Annotated in this window: 21 protein-coding genes and 1 riboswitch; of the genes, 15 read left to right on the top strand and 6 right to left on the bottom strand. The window is 32.6% G+C overall.

Annotated elements, in window-relative coordinates; genetic code table 11:
• Positions 1-191: 191 nt before the first annotated feature.
• Together KA883_RS04290 and folD are read right to left on the bottom strand one after the other, a co-directional pair.
• Complete coding sequence (locus tag KA883_RS04290; protein WP_046207900.1) at positions 192-509, bottom strand: immunoglobulin-like domain-containing protein; 318 nt, start codon at positions 507-509, stop codon at positions 192-194.
• A 594-nt stretch (positions 510-1,103) separates the two neighbouring features.
• Positions 1,104-1,961, bottom strand: a complete 858-nt coding sequence (gene folD / locus KA883_RS04285; protein ID WP_046207899.1) for a bifunctional methylenetetrahydrofolate dehydrogenase/methenyltetrahydrofolate cyclohydrolase FolD — start codon at positions 1,959-1,961, stop codon at positions 1,104-1,106.
• Between the two features lie 204 nt (positions 1,962-2,165).
• Here folD and purE point away from each other — a divergent pair, with 204 nt between their 5' ends.
• Genes purE through purD form a run of 11 tightly spaced genes read left to right on the top strand, consistent with a single transcriptional unit; the run spans position 2,166 to position 13,401 of the window.
• Positions 2,166-2,648, top strand: coding sequence for a 5-(carboxyamino)imidazole ribonucleotide mutase (gene purE / locus KA883_RS04280; RefSeq protein WP_046207898.1), 483 nt, complete (start codon positions 2,166-2,168; stop codon positions 2,646-2,648).
• The gene (gene purK, locus KA883_RS04275; protein WP_046207897.1) at positions 2,635-3,768 is read left to right on the top strand and encodes a 5-(carboxyamino)imidazole ribonucleotide synthase; all 1,134 of its coding nucleotides are present in this window, start codon (positions 2,635-2,637) and stop codon (positions 3,766-3,768) included. Before purE ends, purK begins: the two co-directional genes overlap by 14 nt.
• A complete protein-coding gene (gene purC, locus KA883_RS04270; RefSeq protein ID WP_046207896.1) occupies positions 3,768-4,469 on the top strand; it encodes a phosphoribosylaminoimidazolesuccinocarboxamide synthase in 702 nt (233 codons plus the stop codon). The genes purK and purC overlap by 1 nt, the downstream gene beginning before the upstream one ends.
• 1 nt (position 4,470) lies before the next feature.
• Positions 4,471-4,731: a phosphoribosylformylglycinamidine synthase subunit PurS gene (gene purS, locus KA883_RS04265; protein ID WP_210139879.1), complete on the top strand. Its 261-nt coding sequence runs from the start codon at positions 4,471-4,473 to the stop codon at positions 4,729-4,731.
• A complete protein-coding gene (gene purQ, locus KA883_RS04260) occupies positions 4,731-5,402 on the top strand; it encodes a phosphoribosylformylglycinamidine synthase I (RefSeq protein ID WP_046207895.1) in 672 nt (223 codons plus the stop codon). The genes purS and purQ overlap by 1 nt, the downstream gene beginning before the upstream one ends.
• Complete coding sequence (gene purL / locus KA883_RS04255) at positions 5,395-7,584, top strand: phosphoribosylformylglycinamidine synthase subunit PurL (RefSeq protein WP_046207894.1); 2,190 nt, start codon at positions 5,395-5,397, stop codon at positions 7,582-7,584. The genes purQ and purL overlap by 8 nt, the downstream gene beginning before the upstream one ends.
• Positions 7,563-9,050, top strand: coding sequence for an amidophosphoribosyltransferase (purF, locus tag KA883_RS04250; RefSeq protein ID WP_046207893.1), 1,488 nt, complete (start codon positions 7,563-7,565; stop codon positions 9,048-9,050). The genes purL and purF overlap by 22 nt, the downstream gene beginning before the upstream one ends.
• On the top strand, positions 9,043-10,071 hold the full coding sequence (gene purM, locus KA883_RS04245; RefSeq protein WP_210139878.1) for a phosphoribosylformylglycinamidine cyclo-ligase: 1,029 nt from the start codon (positions 9,043-9,045) through the stop codon (positions 10,069-10,071). Before purF ends, purM begins: the two co-directional genes overlap by 8 nt.
• 2 nt (positions 10,072-10,073) lie before the next feature.
• On the top strand, positions 10,074-10,640 hold the full coding sequence (gene purN / locus KA883_RS04240) for a phosphoribosylglycinamide formyltransferase (protein ID WP_210139877.1): 567 nt from the start codon (positions 10,074-10,076) through the stop codon (positions 10,638-10,640).
• A gap of 15 nt (positions 10,641-10,655) precedes the next feature.
• A complete protein-coding gene (gene purH, locus KA883_RS04235) occupies positions 10,656-12,134 on the top strand; it encodes a bifunctional phosphoribosylaminoimidazolecarboxamide formyltransferase/IMP cyclohydrolase (RefSeq protein WP_210139876.1) in 1,479 nt (492 codons plus the stop codon).
• 22 nt (positions 12,135-12,156) lie between these two features.
• Positions 12,157-13,401 carry a phosphoribosylamine--glycine ligase gene (gene purD / locus KA883_RS04230; RefSeq protein ID WP_046207889.1) on the top strand — a complete coding sequence of 415 codons (1,245 nt, stop codon included), beginning with the start codon at positions 12,157-12,159 and terminating at the stop codon, positions 13,399-13,401.
• Between the two features lie 206 nt (positions 13,402-13,607).
• Here purD and KA883_RS04225 read toward each other — a convergent pair whose 3' ends face one another.
• The 4 genes from KA883_RS04225 to graF form a co-directional block, all read right to left on the bottom strand.
• Positions 13,608-14,414 carry an energy-coupling factor transporter transmembrane component T family protein gene (locus KA883_RS04225; RefSeq protein WP_046207888.1) on the bottom strand — a complete coding sequence of 269 codons (807 nt, stop codon included), beginning with the start codon at positions 14,412-14,414 and terminating at the stop codon, positions 13,608-13,610.
• The gene (locus KA883_RS04220) at positions 14,407-15,828 is read right to left on the bottom strand and encodes an ABC transporter ATP-binding protein (RefSeq protein WP_046207887.1); all 1,422 of its coding nucleotides are present in this window, start codon (positions 15,826-15,828) and stop codon (positions 14,407-14,409) included. Before KA883_RS04220 ends, KA883_RS04225 begins: the two co-directional genes overlap by 8 nt.
• A gap of 12 nt (positions 15,829-15,840) precedes the next feature.
• A complete protein-coding gene (locus KA883_RS04215) occupies positions 15,841-16,416 on the bottom strand; it encodes an ECF transporter S component (RefSeq protein WP_046207886.1) in 576 nt (191 codons plus the stop codon).
• 75 nt (positions 16,417-16,491) lie between these two features.
• Positions 16,492-16,593: riboswitch (TPP riboswitch) on the bottom strand.
• A 569-nt stretch (positions 16,594-17,162) separates the two neighbouring features.
• Positions 17,163-17,297, bottom strand: a complete 135-nt coding sequence (graF, locus tag KA883_RS04210; RefSeq protein ID WP_196296357.1) for a glycopeptide resistance-associated protein GraF — start codon at positions 17,295-17,297, stop codon at positions 17,163-17,165.
• A gap of 237 nt (positions 17,298-17,534) precedes the next feature.
• On the opposite strand from graF, the gene auxA reads away from it, so the two are divergent.
• The 4 genes from auxA (at position 17,535) to KA883_RS04190 (ending at position 21,249) form a co-directional block, all read left to right on the top strand.
• Positions 17,535-18,836, top strand: coding sequence for a lipoteichoic acid stability factor AuxA (auxA, locus tag KA883_RS04205; RefSeq protein WP_046207885.1), 1,302 nt, complete (start codon positions 17,535-17,537; stop codon positions 18,834-18,836).
• A 210-nt stretch (positions 18,837-19,046) separates the two neighbouring features.
• The gene (locus KA883_RS04200; RefSeq protein WP_046207884.1) at positions 19,047-20,216 is read left to right on the top strand and encodes a class I SAM-dependent rRNA methyltransferase; all 1,170 of its coding nucleotides are present in this window, start codon (positions 19,047-19,049) and stop codon (positions 20,214-20,216) included.
• Positions 20,217-20,274: 58 nt separating this feature from the next.
• Complete coding sequence (locus tag KA883_RS04195; protein ID WP_046207883.1) at positions 20,275-20,817, top strand: DUF697 domain-containing protein; 543 nt, start codon at positions 20,275-20,277, stop codon at positions 20,815-20,817.
• Positions 20,818-20,982: 165 nt separating this feature from the next.
• Positions 20,983-21,249, top strand: a complete 267-nt coding sequence (locus tag KA883_RS04190; RefSeq protein ID WP_019467646.1) for a phosphocarrier protein HPr — start codon at positions 20,983-20,985, stop codon at positions 21,247-21,249.
• Position 21,250: the final 1 nt, after the last annotated feature.

Raw genomic sequence — 21,250 nt, 5'->3', positions numbered from 1 at the left:
GTTTGTGCAAAAAAAATTATTGTAAAATTAAAAGAAACCCAACAAACTCAACGTCTGACGGGCTTTCAAAGATTTGTTAAAATTATGTGTACATTTTGTGAAAAGTGTCATATTTTAGGCGATAGGATAATTTCACACCAAAATTAATTGTTTGAGTGAATTTCATTATGACATATGTATTGATATACTATTTATTTTACTTCAATATATCTTATTGATTTATTCGTTGCACCTTCTGAATCTTCTACAGTATATTCAATTTTATATTTGCCTTCTTTTTCAGTGTTAATATTTCCATCTACTGAAATTTTGTGCGTTAAGTCACCATCTTCTTTATCATAGGCACGTACGCCATTTAATAAATTATAGTTATTTCCTTTATCGATGATAACATCGTTTGTTCCTTTTAATTCGGGGATAGAATTTTCTGTAGCTTCTGCACTTAGATTAGGTGAAACAAGGGTTGCAGATACCCCGAGTGCTGATAATGACTGCATTAATTTATTCATAACGTAAACCTCCGTATGAGCGTCATTTATTTTTTATCTTAAATACACTATATTTTATTTTGATAGAAATTACATCGTACTATAGTCTTAATATAACGTAATTGTGTAAATTAAGTTATAATTTTTCGAAAAAATTCAGTTAACTGTAATAAATTTTTGAAAAACGTAAAAACTACTAAAGAAAATTGAGTGTTTTTGAATAAAACCTTATTGATGGATGTTTTAATAAAATAAGAGCTGTTTTAGGAGATGGTTTAAAAATGAATATGAGCGTGGGGCAGAAATCTGATTTTACGAAAAAAGATTTTGTCTGCTTATCTGGCATATATGATTTGAATTGAAAAGTATAAAATATTTAACTGAACTTCAGCTTACAAACAATTCTCACTTACGCAATTTGTTCGTTTTGTAAAAAATGATTTGAAGTTTTATATAAGGAAGATAGTAGATCAACACGGCATATATTTCATAAAAGTAAAATAAACGTCAATTTCTATTGTGATCACTTAGAAATTGACGTTTATTCATTAGTTTGAGATACGAAATCTCAGTTTTGCCTGTTATTAAAATGTTTTGAAATTAAGAGTGTGATTGTTATTCAATACCTCTACGCATTTTTTCGGCCATAAGTGTATTGTTTAATACCATTGTAATAGTCATTGGGCCAACGCCACCAGGTACAGGTGTAATAGCACCAGCAATTTCTTTAACTTCATCATAGGCAATATCACCTTTTAATTTTCCGTTTTCATCTGGTGTATTACCAACATCAATTACAACTGCACCTTCTTTAACATCTTCTTTAGTAACAAGTCCAGGACGTCCAACAGCACTAACGATAATATCAGCGTTTTTTAAATGTTGGTGCATGTCTTTAGTTCTTGAGTGCAGTATCGTTACTGATGCATTTTTTTGTAATAATAGTTTTGATACTGGTTGACCTACAATATGACTTCTACCTATAACAACAGCATCTTTTCCTTCTAAATCAATGTCAGCATGATTTAGCAATTCCATAATACCAAGAGGTGTACAAGGTACAAATGTTTGTTGGTCAATATATAATTTACCTATATTTTCAGGATGGAATCCATCAACATCTTTAGCGGGGTTAATTGATTCTAGAACTTTTTGTTCGCTAACTTGATCTGGGAGTGGCACTTGAACTAATATGCCACTGACACTGTCATCCTCATTTAAGCGTTGTAGTTCACTTAATACTTTTTCTTCACTAGCACTTTCATCTAAATGTACGATTTCAGAAATCATGCCTATTTTTTCTGCAGCTTTCTTTTTAGAATTCACATAACTTTTACTAGCACCGTCATTACCTACTAATATTACTGATAATTTTGGCGTGTAACCCTTAGTTTGTAAAGCTTCGACTTGATCTTTTAGACCTTGTCTATAATCCTTTGCGATTTGTTTCCCGTCTAAAATTTTTGCGACCATGAAAAAATCCTCCTCCAATGTATGAACTTTACTTAACTTTAACATAATTAACATCATGTTTTTCAACCAAAAGACGAAAATTTAACGATTTTTTTACTTTAAAGTTCGATTTTTGATTGAAAAAGCGATTTTTAGTTGTTATGCTATATCTGTAATATACATCTAATAGACGTAACATTTCAAATTTCTGAAAGGGTGTTCATTTTGAAAGTGGTAGTCATAATGGGTAGTTCTTCCGACTGGGAGACTATGAAAGAAAGTTGTCAAATGTTAGAACAACTAGATATACCGTACGAAAAGAAAGTTGTTTCCGCACATCGTACGCCTCAATTAATGTATGAATTTGCAAAAGGAGCTAGAGACAATGGCTATGATGTCATTATTGCAGGTGCTGGTGGAGCAGCACACTTGCCAGGTATGGTTGCTTCAATGACGACATTACCAGTAATTGGTGTGCCAATAGAATCTAAAAGTTTAAAAGGATTAGATTCTCTCCTATCTATTGTCCAAATGCCGGGTGGTATTCCAGTGGCAACGACAGCTATAGGCAAATCTGGAGCCAAAAATGCAGGAATACTTGCTGCAAGAATGCTCAGCATTGGTAATAAAGTTATTCAAAAGAATTTGGAAAATTATGAAAAATCATTGGTTGAGAAAGTGAGTGAGATGCAACATGAACTTCAATAAACTGACATTTGGATCAACGATTGGAATTATTGGTGGCGGGCAATTAGGAAAAATGATGGCACAATCTGCACAGAAAATGGGTTATAAAGTTATCGTTTTAGATCCTGATGAAAATTGTCCATGTCAATATGTAGCGCATCAATTTATAAAAGCAAACTATGATGACGAACAATCGCTTATTCAACTAGGTGAATTGTCCGACGTTATCACATATGAGTTTGAGAATATTTCTGCGCATCAATTACAAACATTAGTTTCTCAATATAATATTCCTCAAGGTTATCAAGCTATACAACTGTTACAGGATAGATTGATTGAAAAGCAAACCTTGCAAGGTGCTGGAACTCAAGTAGCATCATTTATAAAATTATCTGACCCAGATGAGTTATCTCAAGCTATAGAAACAATTGGTTTTCCTTTTATGATAAAAACAAGATTTGGTGGATACGACGGAAAAGGACAATTACTTATTACAAATGAAACAGATTTGGACAATGCAAAAGCGTTAATTGAAAAGCAAGAATGTGTCGCTGAAAAATTTTTAAATCTACAAAAAGAAGTTTCTTTAACGGTAACGATTGGTAACAATAATCAAATTACGTACTTCCCGTTACAAGAGAATGAACATCAAAACCAAATATTATTTAAGACTGTTGTGCCTGCACGTGTGGATTCACAAATTGAACAATTAGCACGAAATGAAGTTGAAAAGATCATCAAACATATTCACTTTGTAGGTACGTTTACAGTGGAGTTTTTCATCGATTCAAACAATCAATTGTTTGTGAACGAAATTGCACCTAGACCTCATAATTCAGGACATTATTCAATTGAAGCGTGTGATTATTCGCAGTTTGATACACATATATTAGCAGTGACAGGTCAACACTTACCAGAAAAAATCGAATTATTAAAACCTAGTGTAATGATGAACTTATTAGGAAGAGATTTAGATCTGTTAGAACATAAATTCGGCGATCATCCTGAATGGCATGTACATATTTATGGAAAATCAAGTCGTAAACCTGACCGTAAAATGGGTCATCTTACAATGCTTACAAACAATGTAGAACAAACAGAACAAACTTTACTAAATCATTTTGAAGGGAGACATGGCTAATGTCTTTGTTATATGAAGGAAAAGCGAAAAGAATTTTTTCTACGGCACAATCAGATGTACTTCGAATTGAATATAAGGATGAAGTCACAGCTGGTAATGGTGCCAAAAAAGATTTTATAGAAGGTAAAGGCCGTTTAAATAATCAAATTACTTCTAGAATTTTCAGTCTTATTCAAGATCGTGATATTAATAGTCATTTTATCGAACAACTATCAGAAACTGAACAACTCGTAAAATCTGTAGACATTATTCCATTAGAGGTCGTAGTTAGAAATATTGCTGCGGGCTCTATAACAAAGAGATTAGGCTTTGATAAAGGTCATAAGTTTGAAAGCCCATTAGTTGAATTCTTTTATAAAAACGACGATTTAAATGACCCTTTAATTACAGAAGATCACATACAATTATTAAATATAGCTAGTAAAGATGAAATTGAAAAATTAAAAGATGCAGCAATAACAATTAATTCAGTATTGCTTGAATTAATGGATGATATGGATCTAAGACTCGTAGATTTCAAAATAGAGTTTGGACGTAGCACGAATGGCCAAATTCTATTAGCAGATGAAATTTCACCAGATACATGTCGCATTTGGGATAAATATAGTGATACAAATTTCGATAAAGACGTTTATCGTGAAGATACTGGTTCAATCATAGACACTTATCAAACTTTTCTTAATAAATTGGAGGAACTATAAAATGAAAACAATTGAATTGCATATCACATTACAGCCACAAGTATTAGACACACAAGGACAAGCTTTAAATCGCGCAGTACATGATTTAGGATACACACAAGTAAATGATATACGTGTTGGTAAATTACTGTACATGACAGTTGATGAAGCTACTGATGCTGCAGTTCACAATGTCGTTACAACTTTAAGCGAAAAACTTTTTGTAAACACCGTTATTGAAGAATATAGCTACAAAGTATTGGAAGAAGGGGAGAAAGCATAATGAAATTTGCAGTGCTAAAATTCCCAGGATCCAATTGTGATAGGGACATGTATAATGCAGCATTGAAATCTGGTGTAGAAGCAGAATATGTCGACTATAGAAATACATCTTTAGAAGGTTTTGACGGTGTTTTAATACCTGGTGGTTTCTCTTTTGGTGATTATTTACGTTCAGGTGCGATGGCAAGTGTTGCACCTATCACTGAAGAAGTGAAACGTTTCGCTAAAGAAGGGAAACCTGTATTAGGTGTTTGTAACGGATTTCAAATTCTTACAGAAATAGGTTTGCTGCCAGGTGCATTATTGCATAATGATTCACATTTATTTGTAAGTCGTAATGAACTACTAAAAGTAGTCAATAATCATACACCTTTCACTAATTTATATGAAGAGAATGAAAATGTAGTATATCCTGTAGCGCATGGGGAAGGTCATTACTATTGTACATCAGAAATGTATGACAGATTAGAAGAAAACAATCAAATCATTTTAAAATACAAGGATAACCCCAACGGTTCTTACAATGATATTGCAGGTATTGTAAATAAAAACGGAAATGTTTGTGGAATGATGCCGCACCCTGAACGTGCGATGGAATCTTTATTAGGTACTGATAGTGGCGTTAAGTTATTTGAAGCAATGGTTAATAGTTGGAGGGAACAAAATGTCTAAGTTTATCGAACCAAGTGTGGAAGAAATCAAATTAGAAAAACGATATAAAGATATGGGTTTATCGGAGTCAGAATACGATAAAGTATGTGAAATTTTAGGCCGTGAGCCCAATTTTACTGAAACTGGTATTTTCTCTGTCATGTGGAGTGAACATTGTTCTTATAAACATTCCAAGCCATTTTTAACTCAGTTTCCAACGTCAGGATCACATGTGTTGATGGGGCCTGGTGAAGGTGCAGGCGTCGTAGATATTGGTGACAACCAAGCAGTAGTATTTAAAGTTGAATCACATAATCATCCCTCTGCTGTTGAACCATATCAAGGTGCTGCTACTGGGGTAGGAGGCATTATAAGAGATATTGTTTCAATCGGTGCTAGACCAATAAATTTATTAAATAGTTTACGCTTTGGTGAATTGTCAGAAAAACAAAATCGTCGATTATTACGTGGTGTAGTAGCCGGTATTGGCGGTTATGGCAATTGTATTGGGATTCCAACAACTGCGGGTGAGATAGAATTTGATGATAGATATGATGGCAATCCATTGGTCAATGCAATGTGCGTAGGTATCATTGATCACGATAAAATTCAAAAAGGTACTGCTAAAGGCTCCGGTAATTCAGTTATATATGTGGGATTAAAAACAGGACGTGATGGCATTCACGGTGCTACTTTTGCATCTGAAGAACTAAGTGAAGATAGTGAAAGTAAGAGACCTTCAGTACAAATTGGTGACCCATTTGTTGGAAAAAAATTAATGGAAGCAACTTTAGAAGCAATAACATTTGATGAGCTAGTAGGTATCCAAGATATGGGGGCAGCAGGATTAACATCATCATCTTCTGAAATGGCTGCTAAAGGTGGAAGTGGTTTACATCTACAATTAGAAAAAGTTCCAACAAGAGAAAAAGGTATTTCACCTTATGAAATGATGCTTTCTGAAACTCAGGAACGCATGTTATTAGTAGTTGAAAAAGGATCTGAAGATAAATTCTTAAATTTATTTGATAAGCATGAATTAGATAGTGCTGTTATCGGTGAAGTTACAAATACAGATCGTTTTGTACTTACATATGAAGATGAAATTTTCGCTGATATACCCGTACAGCCATTGTCAGATGAAGCACCTGTTTACGTGCTTGAAGGTGAAACTCCTCAATATAATGAACCTAAAAATGAATACAGTGACATAGATGTCGAAGATGTATTTAATCGTTTACTCATTCATCCAACGATTGCTTCAAAACGTTATTTATACGAGCAGTATGATCAACAAGTTGGTGCGAATACTATTGTCAAACCGGGCTTACAATCATCAGTTGTTCGTGTTGAAGGATCAAATAAAGCAATTGCTTCTACGATAGATGGTGAAGCACGATATGTCTTTAATCATCCATACGAAGGCGGAAAGATGGTAGTAGCAGAAGCATACCGTAATTTGATTTCTGTAGGTGCTACACCTTTAGCGATGACCGATTGTTTGAATTATGGATCACCGGAGAAAAAAGAAATTTATCAACAATTAGCAGATTCTACTAAAGGTATGGCTGAAGCCTGTGAAATATTAAAGACACCAGTCGTTTCTGGCAATGTATCCTTGTATAACGAAACAAAAGAAACTTCAATATTCCCAACACCAGTCGTAGGTATGGTTGGTTTGATTGAAGAAATTGATTATTTCAATGATTTTACGCCAAAAGTGGGTGATACGCTTTATGTTGTAGGCGATACATTTAGCGATTTTGGTGGGAGTCAAATTGAGAAATTACTTTTCAGTAAGGTGAATCATGAAGTTGAAACCATTGATTTATCAAATGAAGTCAAAAGAGGAGAGTCGATTAAAAGGGCAATACGTAATGGTATAGCATCCCACGTACAAACAGTGGGTAAAGGTGGCCTGTTAATGACTTTTGCTCGTATCAGTGCACATTATCAAATGGGCTTAAATGTAACTTTAAATCTAAAAAATGAGCAATTATTCAGTGAAACGCAAGGGCGTTATGTAGTAGCAGTAAAAGGTGACCAACCTTTAGATATCGCAGATGCTATTAAAGTTGGTACATTAACAGAAGATGGAAAATTTGTAGTCTCTAACGGGGACACGTTAATTTCACGTGATGTGAAACAATTGAATGAACAGTGGGAAGGAGCAATTCCTAAATGTATGACTACAACGGATTAAACGAAGAATGTGGCGTTTTTGGTATTTGGAATCATCATGAAGCAGCACAATTGACGTATATGGGTTTACATAGTTTACAACATAGAGGTCAAGAAGGCGCAGGTATGGTGTGTTCTGATGGACAAAAACTCACTGGAGAAAGAGGGCTTGGCTTATTGACTGAAGCCATTTCAGATGCACAGTTGGAATCATTTAAGTCCTATCAACATGCGATTGGTCATGTACGATATGCGACATCGGGGAATAAAGGTATAGAGAATATTCAGCCATTTTTGTACCATTTTTATGATATGAGTGTCGCAGTTTGTCATAACGGAAACCTTATAAATGCACAAAGTTTAAGAAAATCTCTTGAGCATCAAGGTTCTATTTTCCATTCTTCTTCAGATACTGAAGTAATCATGCATTTAATTCGTAAAAGTAAAGCGCCAACATTTGAAGCAGCGTTACAGGAAAGTTTACGAAAAATAAAAGGTGGTTTTACATTTGCGTTATTAACAAAAGATGCATTATATGGTGCTGTTGATCCAAATGCAATCAGACCTTTAGTTGTAGGAAAAATGAAAACAGGTGCTTACATCATCGCAAGTGAAACTTGTGCTATAGATGTTTTAGGTGCAACGTATGTAAGAGATATCCATGCAGGTGAATATGTGGTTATCAATGATGAAGGTATTCGAGTAGAGTCTTATACGAGACATACGAATACGGCGATATCAGCTATGGAGTATATTTATTTTGCTAGACCAGATTCAACTATTGCAGGAAAAAATGTTCATGCGATTCGTAAACAATCTGGTAAACAATTAGCGTTAGAAAGTCCAGTTGAAAATGCAGATATGGTTATTGGTGTACCTAATTCTTCACTCTCAGCAGCCTCTGGTTATGCTGAACAAAGTGGTTTGCCATATGAGATGGGGTTAGTCAAAAATCAATATGTAGCGCGTACATTTATTCAACCAACTCAAGAATTAAGAGAGCAAGGTGTAAGGGTCAAATTATCGGCAGTAAAGGATATCGTACAAGGCAAAAATATCGTCTTAGTGGATGATTCTATTGTTAGAGGCACGACAAGTAAGCGTATAGTACAAATGCTAAAAGATGCTGGAGCTAATGAAGTGCATGTACGTATTGCTTCTCCTGAATTTATGTTTCCAAGCTTTTATGGTATAGACGTTTCAACTACTGCTGAACTCATATCAGCGAGCAAATCACCATCAGAAATCAGTGAACATATTGGTTCAGATTCTCTGGCCTATCTAACTGTAGCTGGTTTAATAGATTCAATTGGTCTTGATGTAGATGCTCCTTATAAAGGATTATGTGTAGAAAGTTTTACAGGTGATTATCCTGCTGGTCTTTATGATTATGAACAAGATTATTTTGAACATTTAAGCGAACGTCAAAAAGAATATTTAGCAAATCATAAACAATACTTTGATAGAGAGGGTAATTTAAATGTCTAAAGCATACCAACAAGCAGGTGTTGATATTAGTGCAGGTTATGAAGCGGTTGAACGTATGTCAAGTCATGTTCAAAGAACAATGCGTAAAGAAGTCTTAGGTGGATTAGGCGGTTTTGGTGCTACATTCGATTTATCACAGTTAAATATGAAAGCACCATTACTCGTATCTGGAACAGATGGTGTTGGTACTAAATTAAAGTTAGCGATTGATAATGACAAACACGATACGATAGGCATTGATGCAGTAGCGATGTGTGTCAATGATATTTTAACAACTGGTGCAGAACCATTGTATTTCTTAGATTATGTTGCAACACATAAAGTTGTTCCAGAAGTTATTGAACAGATTGTTAAAGGGGTTAGTGACGGTTGTGAAGCTACAAATACAGCACTGATTGGTGGCGAAACAGCTGAAATGGGTGAAATGTATCATGAAGGTGAATATGATTTAGCAGGATTCGCTGTAGGAGCTGTTGAAAAAGAAGCGTATATAGACGGTTCAGCCGTGAAACCAGGTGATGTAATAATAGGTCTTGAATCAAGTGGTATACACTCTAACGGTTACAGCTTGGTACGTAATTTAATAAAAAAATCAGGTATTAATCTACAAGACAAATTTGATCAAAACCACACATTTTTAGATATCTTTTTAGAACCAACACGACTATATGTCAAGCCTGTATTAGCTGTAAAAGAACACGTAAACATACATGCGATGACGCATATTACTGGTGGCGGATTTATTGAAAATATCCCAAGAGCATTGCCTGAGGGTGTAGGTGCAAAAATTGATGTAACTCAATTTCCAACACCAAAGATATTTGAATGGTTGCAAAAACAAGGCAATATTTCGACTAAAGAAATGTACAATGTATTTAATATGGGGATCGGTTTCACCTTAGTTGTTGATGCTAATGATGAAGCTAAAGTATTAAATACGTTACAACAAGTACAAGTAAATGCATATAGAATTGGTGAAATTGTTAAAAGTGAAGCGCCAATTCATTTGACGGGGGTATGAAAGTGACAAAAATTGCTATCTTTGCTTCAGGGTCAGGAAGTAACTTTGAAAGTATCATGTCACAAATAGAAGCAGGTCATTTGCCGAACATTGAAGTGACTGCTTTATATACGGATCAGGTTAATGCTTATTGTATTGAGCGAGCAAGAAAATATCATTTAGATGTACATATTAATGAGCTTAAAAACTTTGATTCTAAAGCAGATTATGAGCGGAAAATCATTGAATGGTTAACAACCGAAAAAGTTGAATGGATTATTTTAGCTGGTTATATGAAATTAATCGGTGAAAATATATTAAATGCCTATCAAAAACGTATCATTAATATTCATCCTTCATTATTGCCGAAATATCGTGGTAAAGACGCGATTGGTCAAGCATTAAATAGTGGTGACAATATCACAGGCACAACAGTACATTTTGTAGATAGTGGGATGGATACAGGAGAAATTATTGAACAACGTACATGTGAAATAAAACCGGATGATACGAAAGAACAATTAGAAGAAAGAATAAAAGCAATTGAACATGAATTGTATCCAGAAGTTATTTCAAAAATTATTCAATAAGAGGTGCCAATAAACATGAAAAAGGCAATTTTAAGCGTATCTAATAAAACAGGCATTGTACCTTTTGCACAATCACTCCAACAGTTAGGTTATGAGTTATATTCGACTGGTGGTACGATGCGAACGTTAGTCGATGAAAATATTGCAGTTAAATCTATATCAGAACTTACACATTTTGACGAAATTATGGATGGGAGAGTCAAGACATTACATCCAGCCGTTCATGGTGGTATTTTAGCTGATCGTAATAAACCAGAACATTTAGAACAATTAAAAGAACAGCAAATTGATTTAATAGACATGGTTGTTGTAAATCTATATCCATTCAAGGAGACTGTTGCCAATCCTGATGTTACAGAAAATGACGCGATTGAAAATATAGATATTGGTGGGCCTACTATGTTACGTGCAGCATCTAAAAACTTTAAACACGTTACTACTATTGTTCATCCATCGGATTATAATGAAGTGATTGAAAAACTAAAATCAAATCAATTAGATGAATCTTATAGAAAATCATTGATGATTAAAGTATTTGAACATACGAATCAATATGATAATGCAATTGTTGATTTCTTTAAAGAAAATAAAGAAAGTTTAAGATATGGTGAAAATCCACAACAACAAGCATCATTTGTAAGAACATCTGATGCCAATCATACGTTAGGTGGCGCGAAACAGTTGCATGGTAAGCAATTGAGTTATAACAACATTAAAGATGCAGATGCGGCGTTATCTTTAGTTAAGCAATTTGAAACACCTGCTGCAGTTGCAGTTAAACATATGAATCCTTGTGGTGTAGGTATTGGAACAAATATTTATGAAGCTTATCAGCGTGCATTTGAAGCGGATAGCCAATCCATTTTTGGAGGTATCGTTGCTTTAAATAGAACCGTTGATGCTACTTTGGCTGAAACGCTGCACAGCATATTCTTGGAAGTGATTATTGCACCGAAATTTTCCGATGAAGCGTTAGCGATTTTAAATAAAAAGAAAAATATTAGATTATTAGAAATTGATATGACAATTGATAATAATGAGCAAGAAATAGTATCTGTTTCAGGTGGTTATTTAATACAAGATAAAGACAATGTATTAATCAAACGTGATGATTTAAAAGTCGTTACAGAAAATGCACCTACAGAAACTCAATGGGATGCAATGTTGCTTGGTTGGAAAGTGGTTGCCTCTGTTAAAAGTAATGCGATTATCCTATGTAACGATAAACAAACAGTCGGTATTGGTGCCGGTCAAATGAATCGGGTAGGATCAGCACAAATTGCAATAGAACGTGCGATTGAAATTAATGATAATGTCGTAATGGTATCAGATGGTTTCTTCCCGATGGATGATACGGTAGAACTAGCTGCGCAACATGGTATTAAAGCGATCATTCAACCAGGGGGTTCAATTAAAGATCAAGATTCAATAGATATGGCTAATAAATATGGCATTGCAATGGTAACGACTGGCGTTAGACACTTTAAACATTAAAATATTGGAGGCAAAATTATTTATGAAAGTATTAGTCATTGGCACAGGCGGAAGAGAACATATTTTAGCACACAAGTTAAAACAATCTTCACTCGTAAATGAAATTTTTGCAATTCCAGGGAATGACGCAATGTCAGACATTGCAGATGTACATTGTGAAATAGCGGAAACGGACCACACTCAGATTGTTGAATTTGCTGTTGAGCATGATATTTCGTGGGTGATTATTGGCCCTGAACAACCACTTACAGAAGGTTTAGCAGATAAATTAAACGCAAAACAAATTAAAGTGTTTGGGCCAAACCAAGCAGCGGCTCAGATTGAGGGATCAAAATTATTCGCAAAGCAGTTAATGCAGAAATATCATATTCCTACTGCAGAATATAAAGAAATATCAAACAAATCTGATGCACTAAATTATATTGAAACATGCCAGTATCCTATCGTATTAAAGAAAGATGGTTTGGCAGCTGGTAAAGGTGTAATTATAGCTGAGAATTATGGTGAAGCTGAAGCAGCGGTTCATTCATTGTATCCACAAGAGCTTGGTACAGTTGTCTTTGAGCAATTTTTAGAAGGTGAAGAATTCTCATTGATGACATTTGTAAATGGTGATTATGCCGTGCCATTTGATTGTATTGCGCAAGATCATAAACGTGCATATGATGACGATAAAGGGCCTAACACAGGTGGTATGGGGGCGTATTGTCCTGTACCTCATATAGATAAGGAAGTACTTAACCTCACGAATGAAATCATTGCACAACCTATAGCTCAAGCAATGTATAAAGAAGGTTATGAATTTTTTGGCGTCCTTTATATTGGTGTGATTTTAACAGCAGATGGTCCGAAAGTAATAGAATTTAATGCTAGATTTGGCGACCCTGAAGCACAAGTATTACTAACGAGATTGGAAAGTGATTTAATGCAACATATCTTAGATTTAGAGGCTAAAAAGAAAATAGCATTTAAATGGAAAGATTCGTCTGTCGTTGGTGTAATGCTTGCTTCTAAAGGGTACCCTGGAAATTACGAAAAAGGTAAGACTGTTTCAGGTTTTGATTTAAATGGTAATTATTTTGTCAGTGGTTTGAAAAGAGATAAGGATAAATTTGTCACCAATGGTGGTCGTGTCATCTTAGCATTAGGAGAAGGTCATGATATTACTAGTGCTAAAGCAAATGCCTATAAAGCTGCAGAAAAAATTCAAAGCGATGGACTATTTTATCGAAAAGATATTAGTAATAAAGCAATAAAACATTTATAAATATTAAAAAAAGTCGTAATTTCTATTTAGAAGTGTATAGAAATTACGACTTTTTAAATTTTGAAACTGTATATCGTTAAAAGCTATGTGTTCACAGATCAATCTATGTTAATTGACATATAAAAAGATAAGACAAAGTGGTTTAGTTTTTATCTTATCTTTTCTTAATTGGATAGTAATGAATTTTGGATATAATAAGGTAATCGTTAATATATATTTTTTATACGAACATCGTTTATACCTGTAATCGGTAAGTGAAGTGCTAAGAAATAAGCAACAACCAAAATGATGATAAAAACGATGATTAATAGAAAGTCTTTATACGAGAAAGGTGTATGATAATAGTAGGTGCGCGGACCATCTTTAAAACCTTTTTTCTCCATTGCAACAGCAAGTTGATGAGCTTTTCTAATGTTTTGGCTTAAAAGTGGAATCATAAGATGTTTGATTCTACTAAATAAATTATAATTTTGTTGAGAGATAATTTGATATCTCATTTTTAAAGACTTTCTAAGTTGAACTAAAGTGCTAATCATTAATGGCACCATTCTTATAGCAGCCATAAAAGCATAAGCAACTTTAGGCTTAACTTTTAAATGTTGCATTAGGCTGTAAAAGACCATTACAATTTCAGAAGTGAAAGCAATTAAAATACCGAAAAATGAAACGGTTGTTGTACGTAACGCTAAATGCAGCCCTCTAACTAAACTTTCAGTACTAATTTGAATAAATCCTAATTTAAACAATATATGAGTGCCTTCACCATAAAAAATCATGAATAAAGCTGAAATTAGGCTGAAAGTTATAGTAAAGAAAATAAAAGCAAATGTTATTTTAAATTTTATACCATTGAACATTAATAAAAACAGGAACATCAATAGACAAATATAAATCATAAAATCGAATTGATGTACAAATATAACAAAGAAAAACAAAAAAACAGCTAATGCTAACTTTGTAATGATATTCACATCATCCATGAAAGAGTAGTGTTTTTTCCACATTTCAAACATGATGCTCACCTGCTATCTCTAGAATTTGTTTTTGACTTACACACAATTTACGTGTTGGATAGCGTGCGATAATTTCAGGATCATGTGTAACCATAATAATTGTTTGGCCATCTCTAACGCGTTGTTGGAATAATTTAATTAAATTAAATGTATTATGACTATCTAAACCGAATGTTGGCTCATCTAATAAAATATATTCTGATGTAGAGCTTAAAGCTATAGCTACACTCAGTCTACGTTTCTGCCCGATTGACAGTTCATAAGGGTGTTGTGATTGAACATCTTCTAAATTTAACATTTTAAGCATTTGAATTGTTTTTTCTTCAGCTTCTGATATAGAAGGATAATTAGCTTTGTTTTGTATAAAAATTTCTTTGTATACTGAATTCGCAATAAATTGAATTTCAGGATTTTGATATACAAGATACATATTTTTAGCAGCTTCTTTGATTTTAGTAAGCTTTTTGCCATCAAAAGACATTGTGCCTTCATATTTAATAAGTTGCATCATCGATTCTAATAAAGAAGTCTTGCCTGAGCCATTTGTACCGGTGATTGTAATCCATTCGCCACTAGTGATATTAAGTTTTGGTATATCGATAAGTGTCTTTTTACTTCTTTTTATAGTGCCTTGTTCAAAAAGAAATAGATGCTCATTGGCATATTGAATATTAGATTGCTGTAAATCTATAGGTAAAGGTGCTTCATCCCAAGCTTTTGGATGCCAAACGCCATATTCGGATAAAAGGTGTTCATAGTTGTTTAATATGTCAGCTGGTGAGGCATCACCAATAATAACACCATCATAGTTTAATAATATTACACGATCGATATGCTGCCATATATGTTCTACTTTATGTTCAACTATAATCACAGTTTGATCTTGCCATAACGCTTTAATCTTATTCCATAATTCTTCTGTTGATGTTACATCTAACATCGCGGTTGGTTCATCTAGAAATAAAGTATTAGCTTGTTGTAATAATGTTTCTGCAATTGCTAATTTTTGTTTCATACCGCCACTTAAATTATTGATATATTGGTCTTTATTGACGTTTAAATCAACAGACTCGAGTGCTGATTCAATCAATGCATCCATTTTATGTCGTGGCGTTTGTAAATTTTCAAGGACAAAGGCGAGTTCCTCATATACCTTTGGCATACAAAATTGGCTATCAGGTTCTTGAAAAATAACACCACAATCTTGATCAATCTCTAATTTATCGTATTTCATTGGCAAATCAATGAGATTTGGTACGATACCACTTAAAACATTCAATAACGTGCTTTTACCTGAACCAGAGGGACCAAGTATAAGCACCTTCTCTTTATCTTTAATTTCAAGTGATAAATTGTCGAATATTTTCTTTTGTCCATTTGGATATTTAAGACGTAGATTTTCAGTGACTATCAACTTTTATGCTCCTTATAAATTGTCATAATCTTTTTGTGTTGCAGGTCTGAATAATTTGGTTACGCCAGTTTGATCTAATATTTTCACAATATAATATGACAACAATCCAGCCACAACAATACCGCTAATCAATCTAAATACGATATAAAGTGTTAAGTTCCATCCTGCAATTTCTCCTAAATAACCATAAGCAAAATCAAGAGGAAGTGTCGCAACAGATGCTAAAAATCCTGCTAACATAGCTACCATTGCCGAACGTGATTTATATCTGAAAATAGCGAAAATAATCTCACATGCTAATCCTTGAAGTAATGCATAGACCATTGTTGGAATATCAAATCTTCCCATGACAATTGTTTCACCTGCACCAGCAGCAAATTCAGCTAAAATCGCAATACCAGCTTTTGGTATAATCAAATATGCAACAATTGCAGCCATAAACCATGCACCATATGTTAGTTCTTCAATATGAAGACCAGAAACTTGCACTGCCTTATATACTAAAGTCCAAATATTATAGACGATAGCAAACACAACAGCTATAAGTACGGTTACTAAAATTTCTGATAGTTTTAAACCTTTTGACATAAATTCTCCTCCAATAAAAAAACGCACAACCATCTAGAAGTTGCGCGTTAAATATAGGCATACGGATACCAAAAAACATATCACGATACACTTTCCTACGCTAGTTTAATCTAGATCAGGTTCAAAGGGTTTGAGGGTATACCTCATCTCAGTCACTAAACACCCCTAGTGCGAATATTAAATTTAATTTTAACTATAATGTATGACTTTTAATTAGTTATGTCAAGGTGTATTAGCGTTGAATTTGATATTTATGACTTCAATCACAACACATAACGTAAGGTTAAATATAGACTTTTTGTATAGTGCATTGGGTGATATGGCAGTGTGGTTTTGTTAATTAAAGTTTGTTTAATTCATCATTTTTAATGAAAAAGGGAATTGTCAAGTTCAGTTACATATCACAATAAATACATGATGTAGTGTAATTTATAAGAATGTGTTTTTAATTTTTGTTCAAATATATCATTGTTAAGATGTTGTTGTGTGCTTCATCCATTTATTCATATGTGTGTCAGAGTATAGTCTCGAATCATATTTTGAGTAAGAAGTATGAAAATCAAATGACATGATATTAAATAAAGGACTAAAACCATGTAAAAGTGGTTTTAGTCCTTTAGACTAATTATGAGATTGATGTTTCAGATTTTTTAATATTAACCTTGATAGAATGAACAAAAATTAAATGCTATTGTTCTCTTTTAATTTAAATTGTAATGTTCATATAGAAATCAAGCACATTTAGTTTAATCTAAAGTATCTTGAATATTTTTTTTCGTTTCTTCAGTACTATCTTCAGCAGATTCTTTTTTATCTTTCAATTTATCTTCAGCTTCTTTTGCTTTTTCAGCTGCTTTTTTATTTAATTCTTCTTTACTCATAGTTAAACACTCCTTCAATATTCAAATGACTTATGTTTTCAATATACCACTTTATTTGGAAACTAAACCACAAAGATCTAACTGTATATTACGTTAAATTTGAAATATTTGTTTAATCGATTATGTTTGGTGGAAACTTGACTGTACAACTATTTTCTATCATACTATAGACTTATTTATTGATTTATTAAAGACAAGAACTAAATGTTAATATATAATAACTTTGAGGTGAATGGTATGTCTTTTTTAAAGAAACACGCTGAGATATTATATAGTTATATAATAGGCATCGTTTCGCTCTTCACAGGTCTCATCATTTTAATAAATTTATCTATGGTCCATGACTTAAAGGATAAAGGTAAAATTGAATTACATATTCATAATGTTTGGGATTTTATAAATGCATTTTTTGCAGAAATCATAAGAGTCATGAGTAATTATATAGGGAATTTCCCTGTTATAAGTGCAGTATTAATTATTTTATTTGGTATTGCAGTCATCTTACTCGGATTCACGCTATTAAGAACAACAAGATATGATTATGATGTTTCAATCTTCTTCTTAGTGATAGGTATACTGTTCTTCATTATAACACTTATTTTAATGACACAAGTTTATAGCTTCTTTGCTATCATTTTTATTATCCCATTTGTAGTTCATATTGGGTATATTGTATATAAAGATGAACTAAATCCAAATCACAGAAAATATCATTATTTATTAATTATTTTCAGTTATGGGATAAGTTATTTAATTACGCAAATCGTATTATATGGAAGAATAGATAGCGACGAAATTATCCCTATTGATATTTTGAGTGTAAATACATTCTTTTTAATAATGTGGTTACTAGGTCAAATGTCAATTTGGAATTTCTTGTTTTTAAGAAGGGCACTTCCTTTAACAAAACAAGAATTAGGTGAAGAAGAACCTGAATTATCTAGAACAAGCAAAGGTACAGTTACAAACCAAACGAAAGAGCATTTGAAAAGTTTACAAGATAAGACAACTGAGTTTACTCGGAAAACACGTAGAAGTGTTGATATTCAAAAATTAAGAGATAAAAAAGACAAATTTATCGAAAAATGGAAGAATATTATTGATATACAAGAGGATGATATTCCAAATTGGATGAAAATTCCAAAATGGGTTAAATCAGCTTATGTAGAAATATTTTGTGGTGTTGTATTATTATTCTTTACAATTATAGAATTTAATAATAGAAATGCTTTATTTGTTTCAGGTAATTGGGAAATTTCTCAAACACAATATGTGATTGAATGGATTACCTTATTATTACTAATGCTGATTATTATTGCTTATATATTAACGACATTAACGAACTTCTTGAGAGATAAATTCTATTATCTGCAGTTGTTTATGGTTAGTATATTATTTTTCAAATTGTTAACAGAATTTATGAATATTATGGTTCATGGCCTACTATTGTCAATTTTCATTACGCCAATATTGTTTGTGATGTTAATCGCAGTAATTGTATCATTTATTATTAAATTGCGTGAACCTTCAAAAGATTAACAAGTAAATAAATTTTTAAAGGACTGGCTATAGCTAAATGCCAGTCCTTTTTGATTCATGATTGAAATAACACAAAAGATTAAAAACAATAATATAATGTTTGAATTGAGAAATCATTCAATTATAGATAAATGATGTTACGATATTTCTTGAGATGATAGAATAAGAAAGCATAAATTATAAAATTAGAAGAAAGGCTGACATATAATTATGAAAACTGCCGTATTAAATAAAGGTAAAGAAACGAAATATCTAAATGGATATCCATTAATCGATGATAATGACGTGTATGCGCATGACCATTTAAAAGAGGGCGATTTATTCTCGTTAGTAAATGATGAACAAACCTATATTGCAACTGCGTACGTCGGAAGGCAACATAAAGGACTTGGATGGGTATTGAGCTATGATGAAAATGAAGTGATTAATACTCAATTTTTTGAGAGACTTTTTGAAATCGCAATACAAGAAAGAGCGTATTTTTATAATATTGAAGGTACTAATGCTTTTAGAATATTTAATGGTGAAGGTGATGGTGTAGGTGGTCTAACTATTGATAATTATAACGGACACTTTTTAATACAATGGTATTCTAAAGGTATTTATAAATACCGTTATCAAATTTTAAATGCATTAAAAAATACCTTAGAATACAAATCTGTGTTTGAAAAAATGAGATTTAAAGATGCTCAAATAGCTGGAGGGTTTGTTGATGGGGAAGCACCAGAATTTCCTATTATAATCGAAGAAAATTTCACATTTTATAATGTGGATTTAAATGATGGCCCTATGACAGGTATTTTCTTGGATCAAAAAGAAGTACGAAAGAAATTAAGAGATCATTTTGCTGAGGATAGGTATTTGTTAAATGTGTTTAGTTATACTGGTGCTTTTTCAGTTGTCTCAGCAGAAAAGGCCAAAGTCACTACTAGCGTTGATTTAGCTAACAGATCACGCACATTAACAGAAGAAAATTTTGGCTTAAATGCAATTGATCCAAAGACACAATATATATTTGTAATGGATACCTTTGATTATTTTAATTACGCGCGCCGTCATGATTTACTTTATGACACAATCGTTATTGATCCACCTAGTTTTGCAAGAAATAAGAAAAAAACATTTTCAGTATTGAAAGATTACGATAAATTAATACTAGGTGCTTTGGAAGTACTTTCGCCAAATGGAACTTTATTATTGTGTACGAATAATAGTACATTTTCATTAAAAGCATTTAAAAAAATGATTAAAGATACATTGAATAATGCAGAAGTTGATTTTGAACTATCAGAGGTAATGGGATTACCAAAAGATTTTAAAACACATCCACACTATAAACCATCAAAATATTTGAAGGCTATTTTTGTAAATATACAGTAATTTCTGTGAAAGAGGGTAATATTTTTACAGTACAAGATTTTACCAAGGAGTGAATATCATGAGTTTTAAAAATAAAATAACTAATAATGTAACACAGAAAGTCGGAAATAAAGTTTTAAATATTGAAGATATAAAAAATAAAAGCGATATACCAACGACTAACATAGAATTAGATGAACGTCGTCAACGCGCTCAAGCTATAGTGAGAAAAAAATCAATGTTATCTTCAAGTGTTAGTATTGTACCAATACCAGGCCTTGACTTTGGTGTCGATATCAAGCTAATGAGAGATATTATAGAAGACGTTAATAAAATCTATGGTTTAGATCACAAACAAGTAAATTCAATGAGAGAAGATGTAAAAGAACGTATTTTTACAGCTGCTGCAATACAGGGGAGTCAATTTATAGGTAGAAAAGTATCTAATGCCATATTAAAAGTCGTTATTAGAGATGTTGCAAAACGTATGGCTGCTAAACAAACAAAATGGTTCCCACTTGTAGGGCAAGCTATTTCGGCTTCAATCAGTTATTACTTTATGAAAAAAATCGGTGATGATCATATTGAAAAATGTGAAAAGGTTGTTAAATCTTTAATGTAATGGTGGAGCGTTTTCATAAAAAGTAACAATATTCATTGAATATTGTCATATCATGGGTGCAACGAATTGAATTTATATGTATAATTTGGTAATGTTATTATATAAAACTATGCTAGGTTTTATAATAAACTAACGATTCTAACTATACGAAGGAGACATCATATTATGGAACAAAAATCATATGTAATTATTGACGAAACAGGTATTCATGCACGTCCAGCTACAATGCTTGTTCAAACTGCATCAAAATTTGATTCAGATATTCAATTAGAATATAACGGTAAAAAAGTTAACTTGAAATCAATCATGGGTGTTATGAGTTTAGGTGTAGGTAAAGATGCTGAAATTACAATCTATGCTGATGGTAGCGATGAAACAGATGCAATGGAAGCGATTACTGATATCTTATCTAAAGAAGGATTAACTAAATAAT

This window comes from Staphylococcus sp. GDY8P54P, from assembly GCF_017892645.1.
Classification (GTDB): domain Bacteria; phylum Bacillota; class Bacilli; order Staphylococcales; family Staphylococcaceae; genus Staphylococcus; species Staphylococcus ureilyticus.
This window is presented reverse-complemented; position numbering and strand designations above follow the sequence as displayed.

Excerpts from the sequence above, each read along its gene's own strand:
- purH (WP_210139876.1), top strand. The coding sequence starts at position 10,656 with ATGAAAAAGGCAATTTTAAGCGTATCTAATAAAACAGGCATTGTACCT.
- KA883_RS04215 (WP_046207886.1), bottom strand. The coding sequence starts at position 16,416 with ATGTCAAAAGGTTTAAAACTATCAGAAATTTTAGTAACCGTACTTATA.
- auxA (WP_046207885.1), top strand. The coding sequence starts at position 17,535 with ATGTCTTTTTTAAAGAAACACGCTGAGATATTATATAGTTATATAATA.
- purM (WP_210139878.1), top strand. The coding sequence starts at position 9,043 with ATGTCTAAAGCATACCAACAAGCAGGTGTTGATATTAGTGCAGGTTAT.
- purC (WP_046207896.1), top strand. The coding sequence starts at position 3,768 with ATGTCTTTGTTATATGAAGGAAAAGCGAAAAGAATTTTTTCTACGGCA.
- purL (WP_046207894.1), top strand. The coding sequence starts at position 5,395 with ATGTCTAAGTTTATCGAACCAAGTGTGGAAGAAATCAAATTAGAAAAA.
- KA883_RS04290 (WP_046207900.1), bottom strand. The coding sequence starts at position 509 with ATGAATAAATTAATGCAGTCATTATCAGCACTCGGGGTATCTGCAACC.
- KA883_RS04200 (WP_046207884.1), top strand. The coding sequence starts at position 19,047 with ATGAAAACTGCCGTATTAAATAAAGGTAAAGAAACGAAATATCTAAAT.
- graF (WP_196296357.1), bottom strand. The coding sequence starts at position 17,297 with ATGAGTAAAGAAGAATTAAATAAAAAAGCAGCTGAAAAAGCAAAAGAA.
- purQ (WP_046207895.1), top strand. The coding sequence starts at position 4,731 with ATGAAATTTGCAGTGCTAAAATTCCCAGGATCCAATTGTGATAGGGAC.
- purF (WP_046207893.1), top strand. The coding sequence starts at position 7,563 with ATGTATGACTACAACGGATTAAACGAAGAATGTGGCGTTTTTGGTATT.
- KA883_RS04225 (WP_046207888.1), bottom strand. The coding sequence starts at position 14,414 with ATGTTTGAAATGTGGAAAAAACACTACTCTTTCATGGATGATGTGAAT.
- KA883_RS04195 (WP_046207883.1), top strand. The coding sequence starts at position 20,275 with ATGAGTTTTAAAAATAAAATAACTAATAATGTAACACAGAAAGTCGGA.
- purD (WP_046207889.1), top strand. The coding sequence starts at position 12,157 with ATGAAAGTATTAGTCATTGGCACAGGCGGAAGAGAACATATTTTAGCA.
- folD (WP_046207899.1), bottom strand. The coding sequence starts at position 1,961 with ATGGTCGCAAAAATTTTAGACGGGAAACAAATCGCAAAGGATTATAGA.
- purK (WP_046207897.1), top strand. The coding sequence starts at position 2,635 with ATGAACTTCAATAAACTGACATTTGGATCAACGATTGGAATTATTGGT.
- purS (WP_210139879.1), top strand. The coding sequence starts at position 4,471 with ATGAAAACAATTGAATTGCATATCACATTACAGCCACAAGTATTAGAC.
- KA883_RS04190 (WP_019467646.1), top strand. The coding sequence starts at position 20,983 with ATGGAACAAAAATCATATGTAATTATTGACGAAACAGGTATTCATGCA.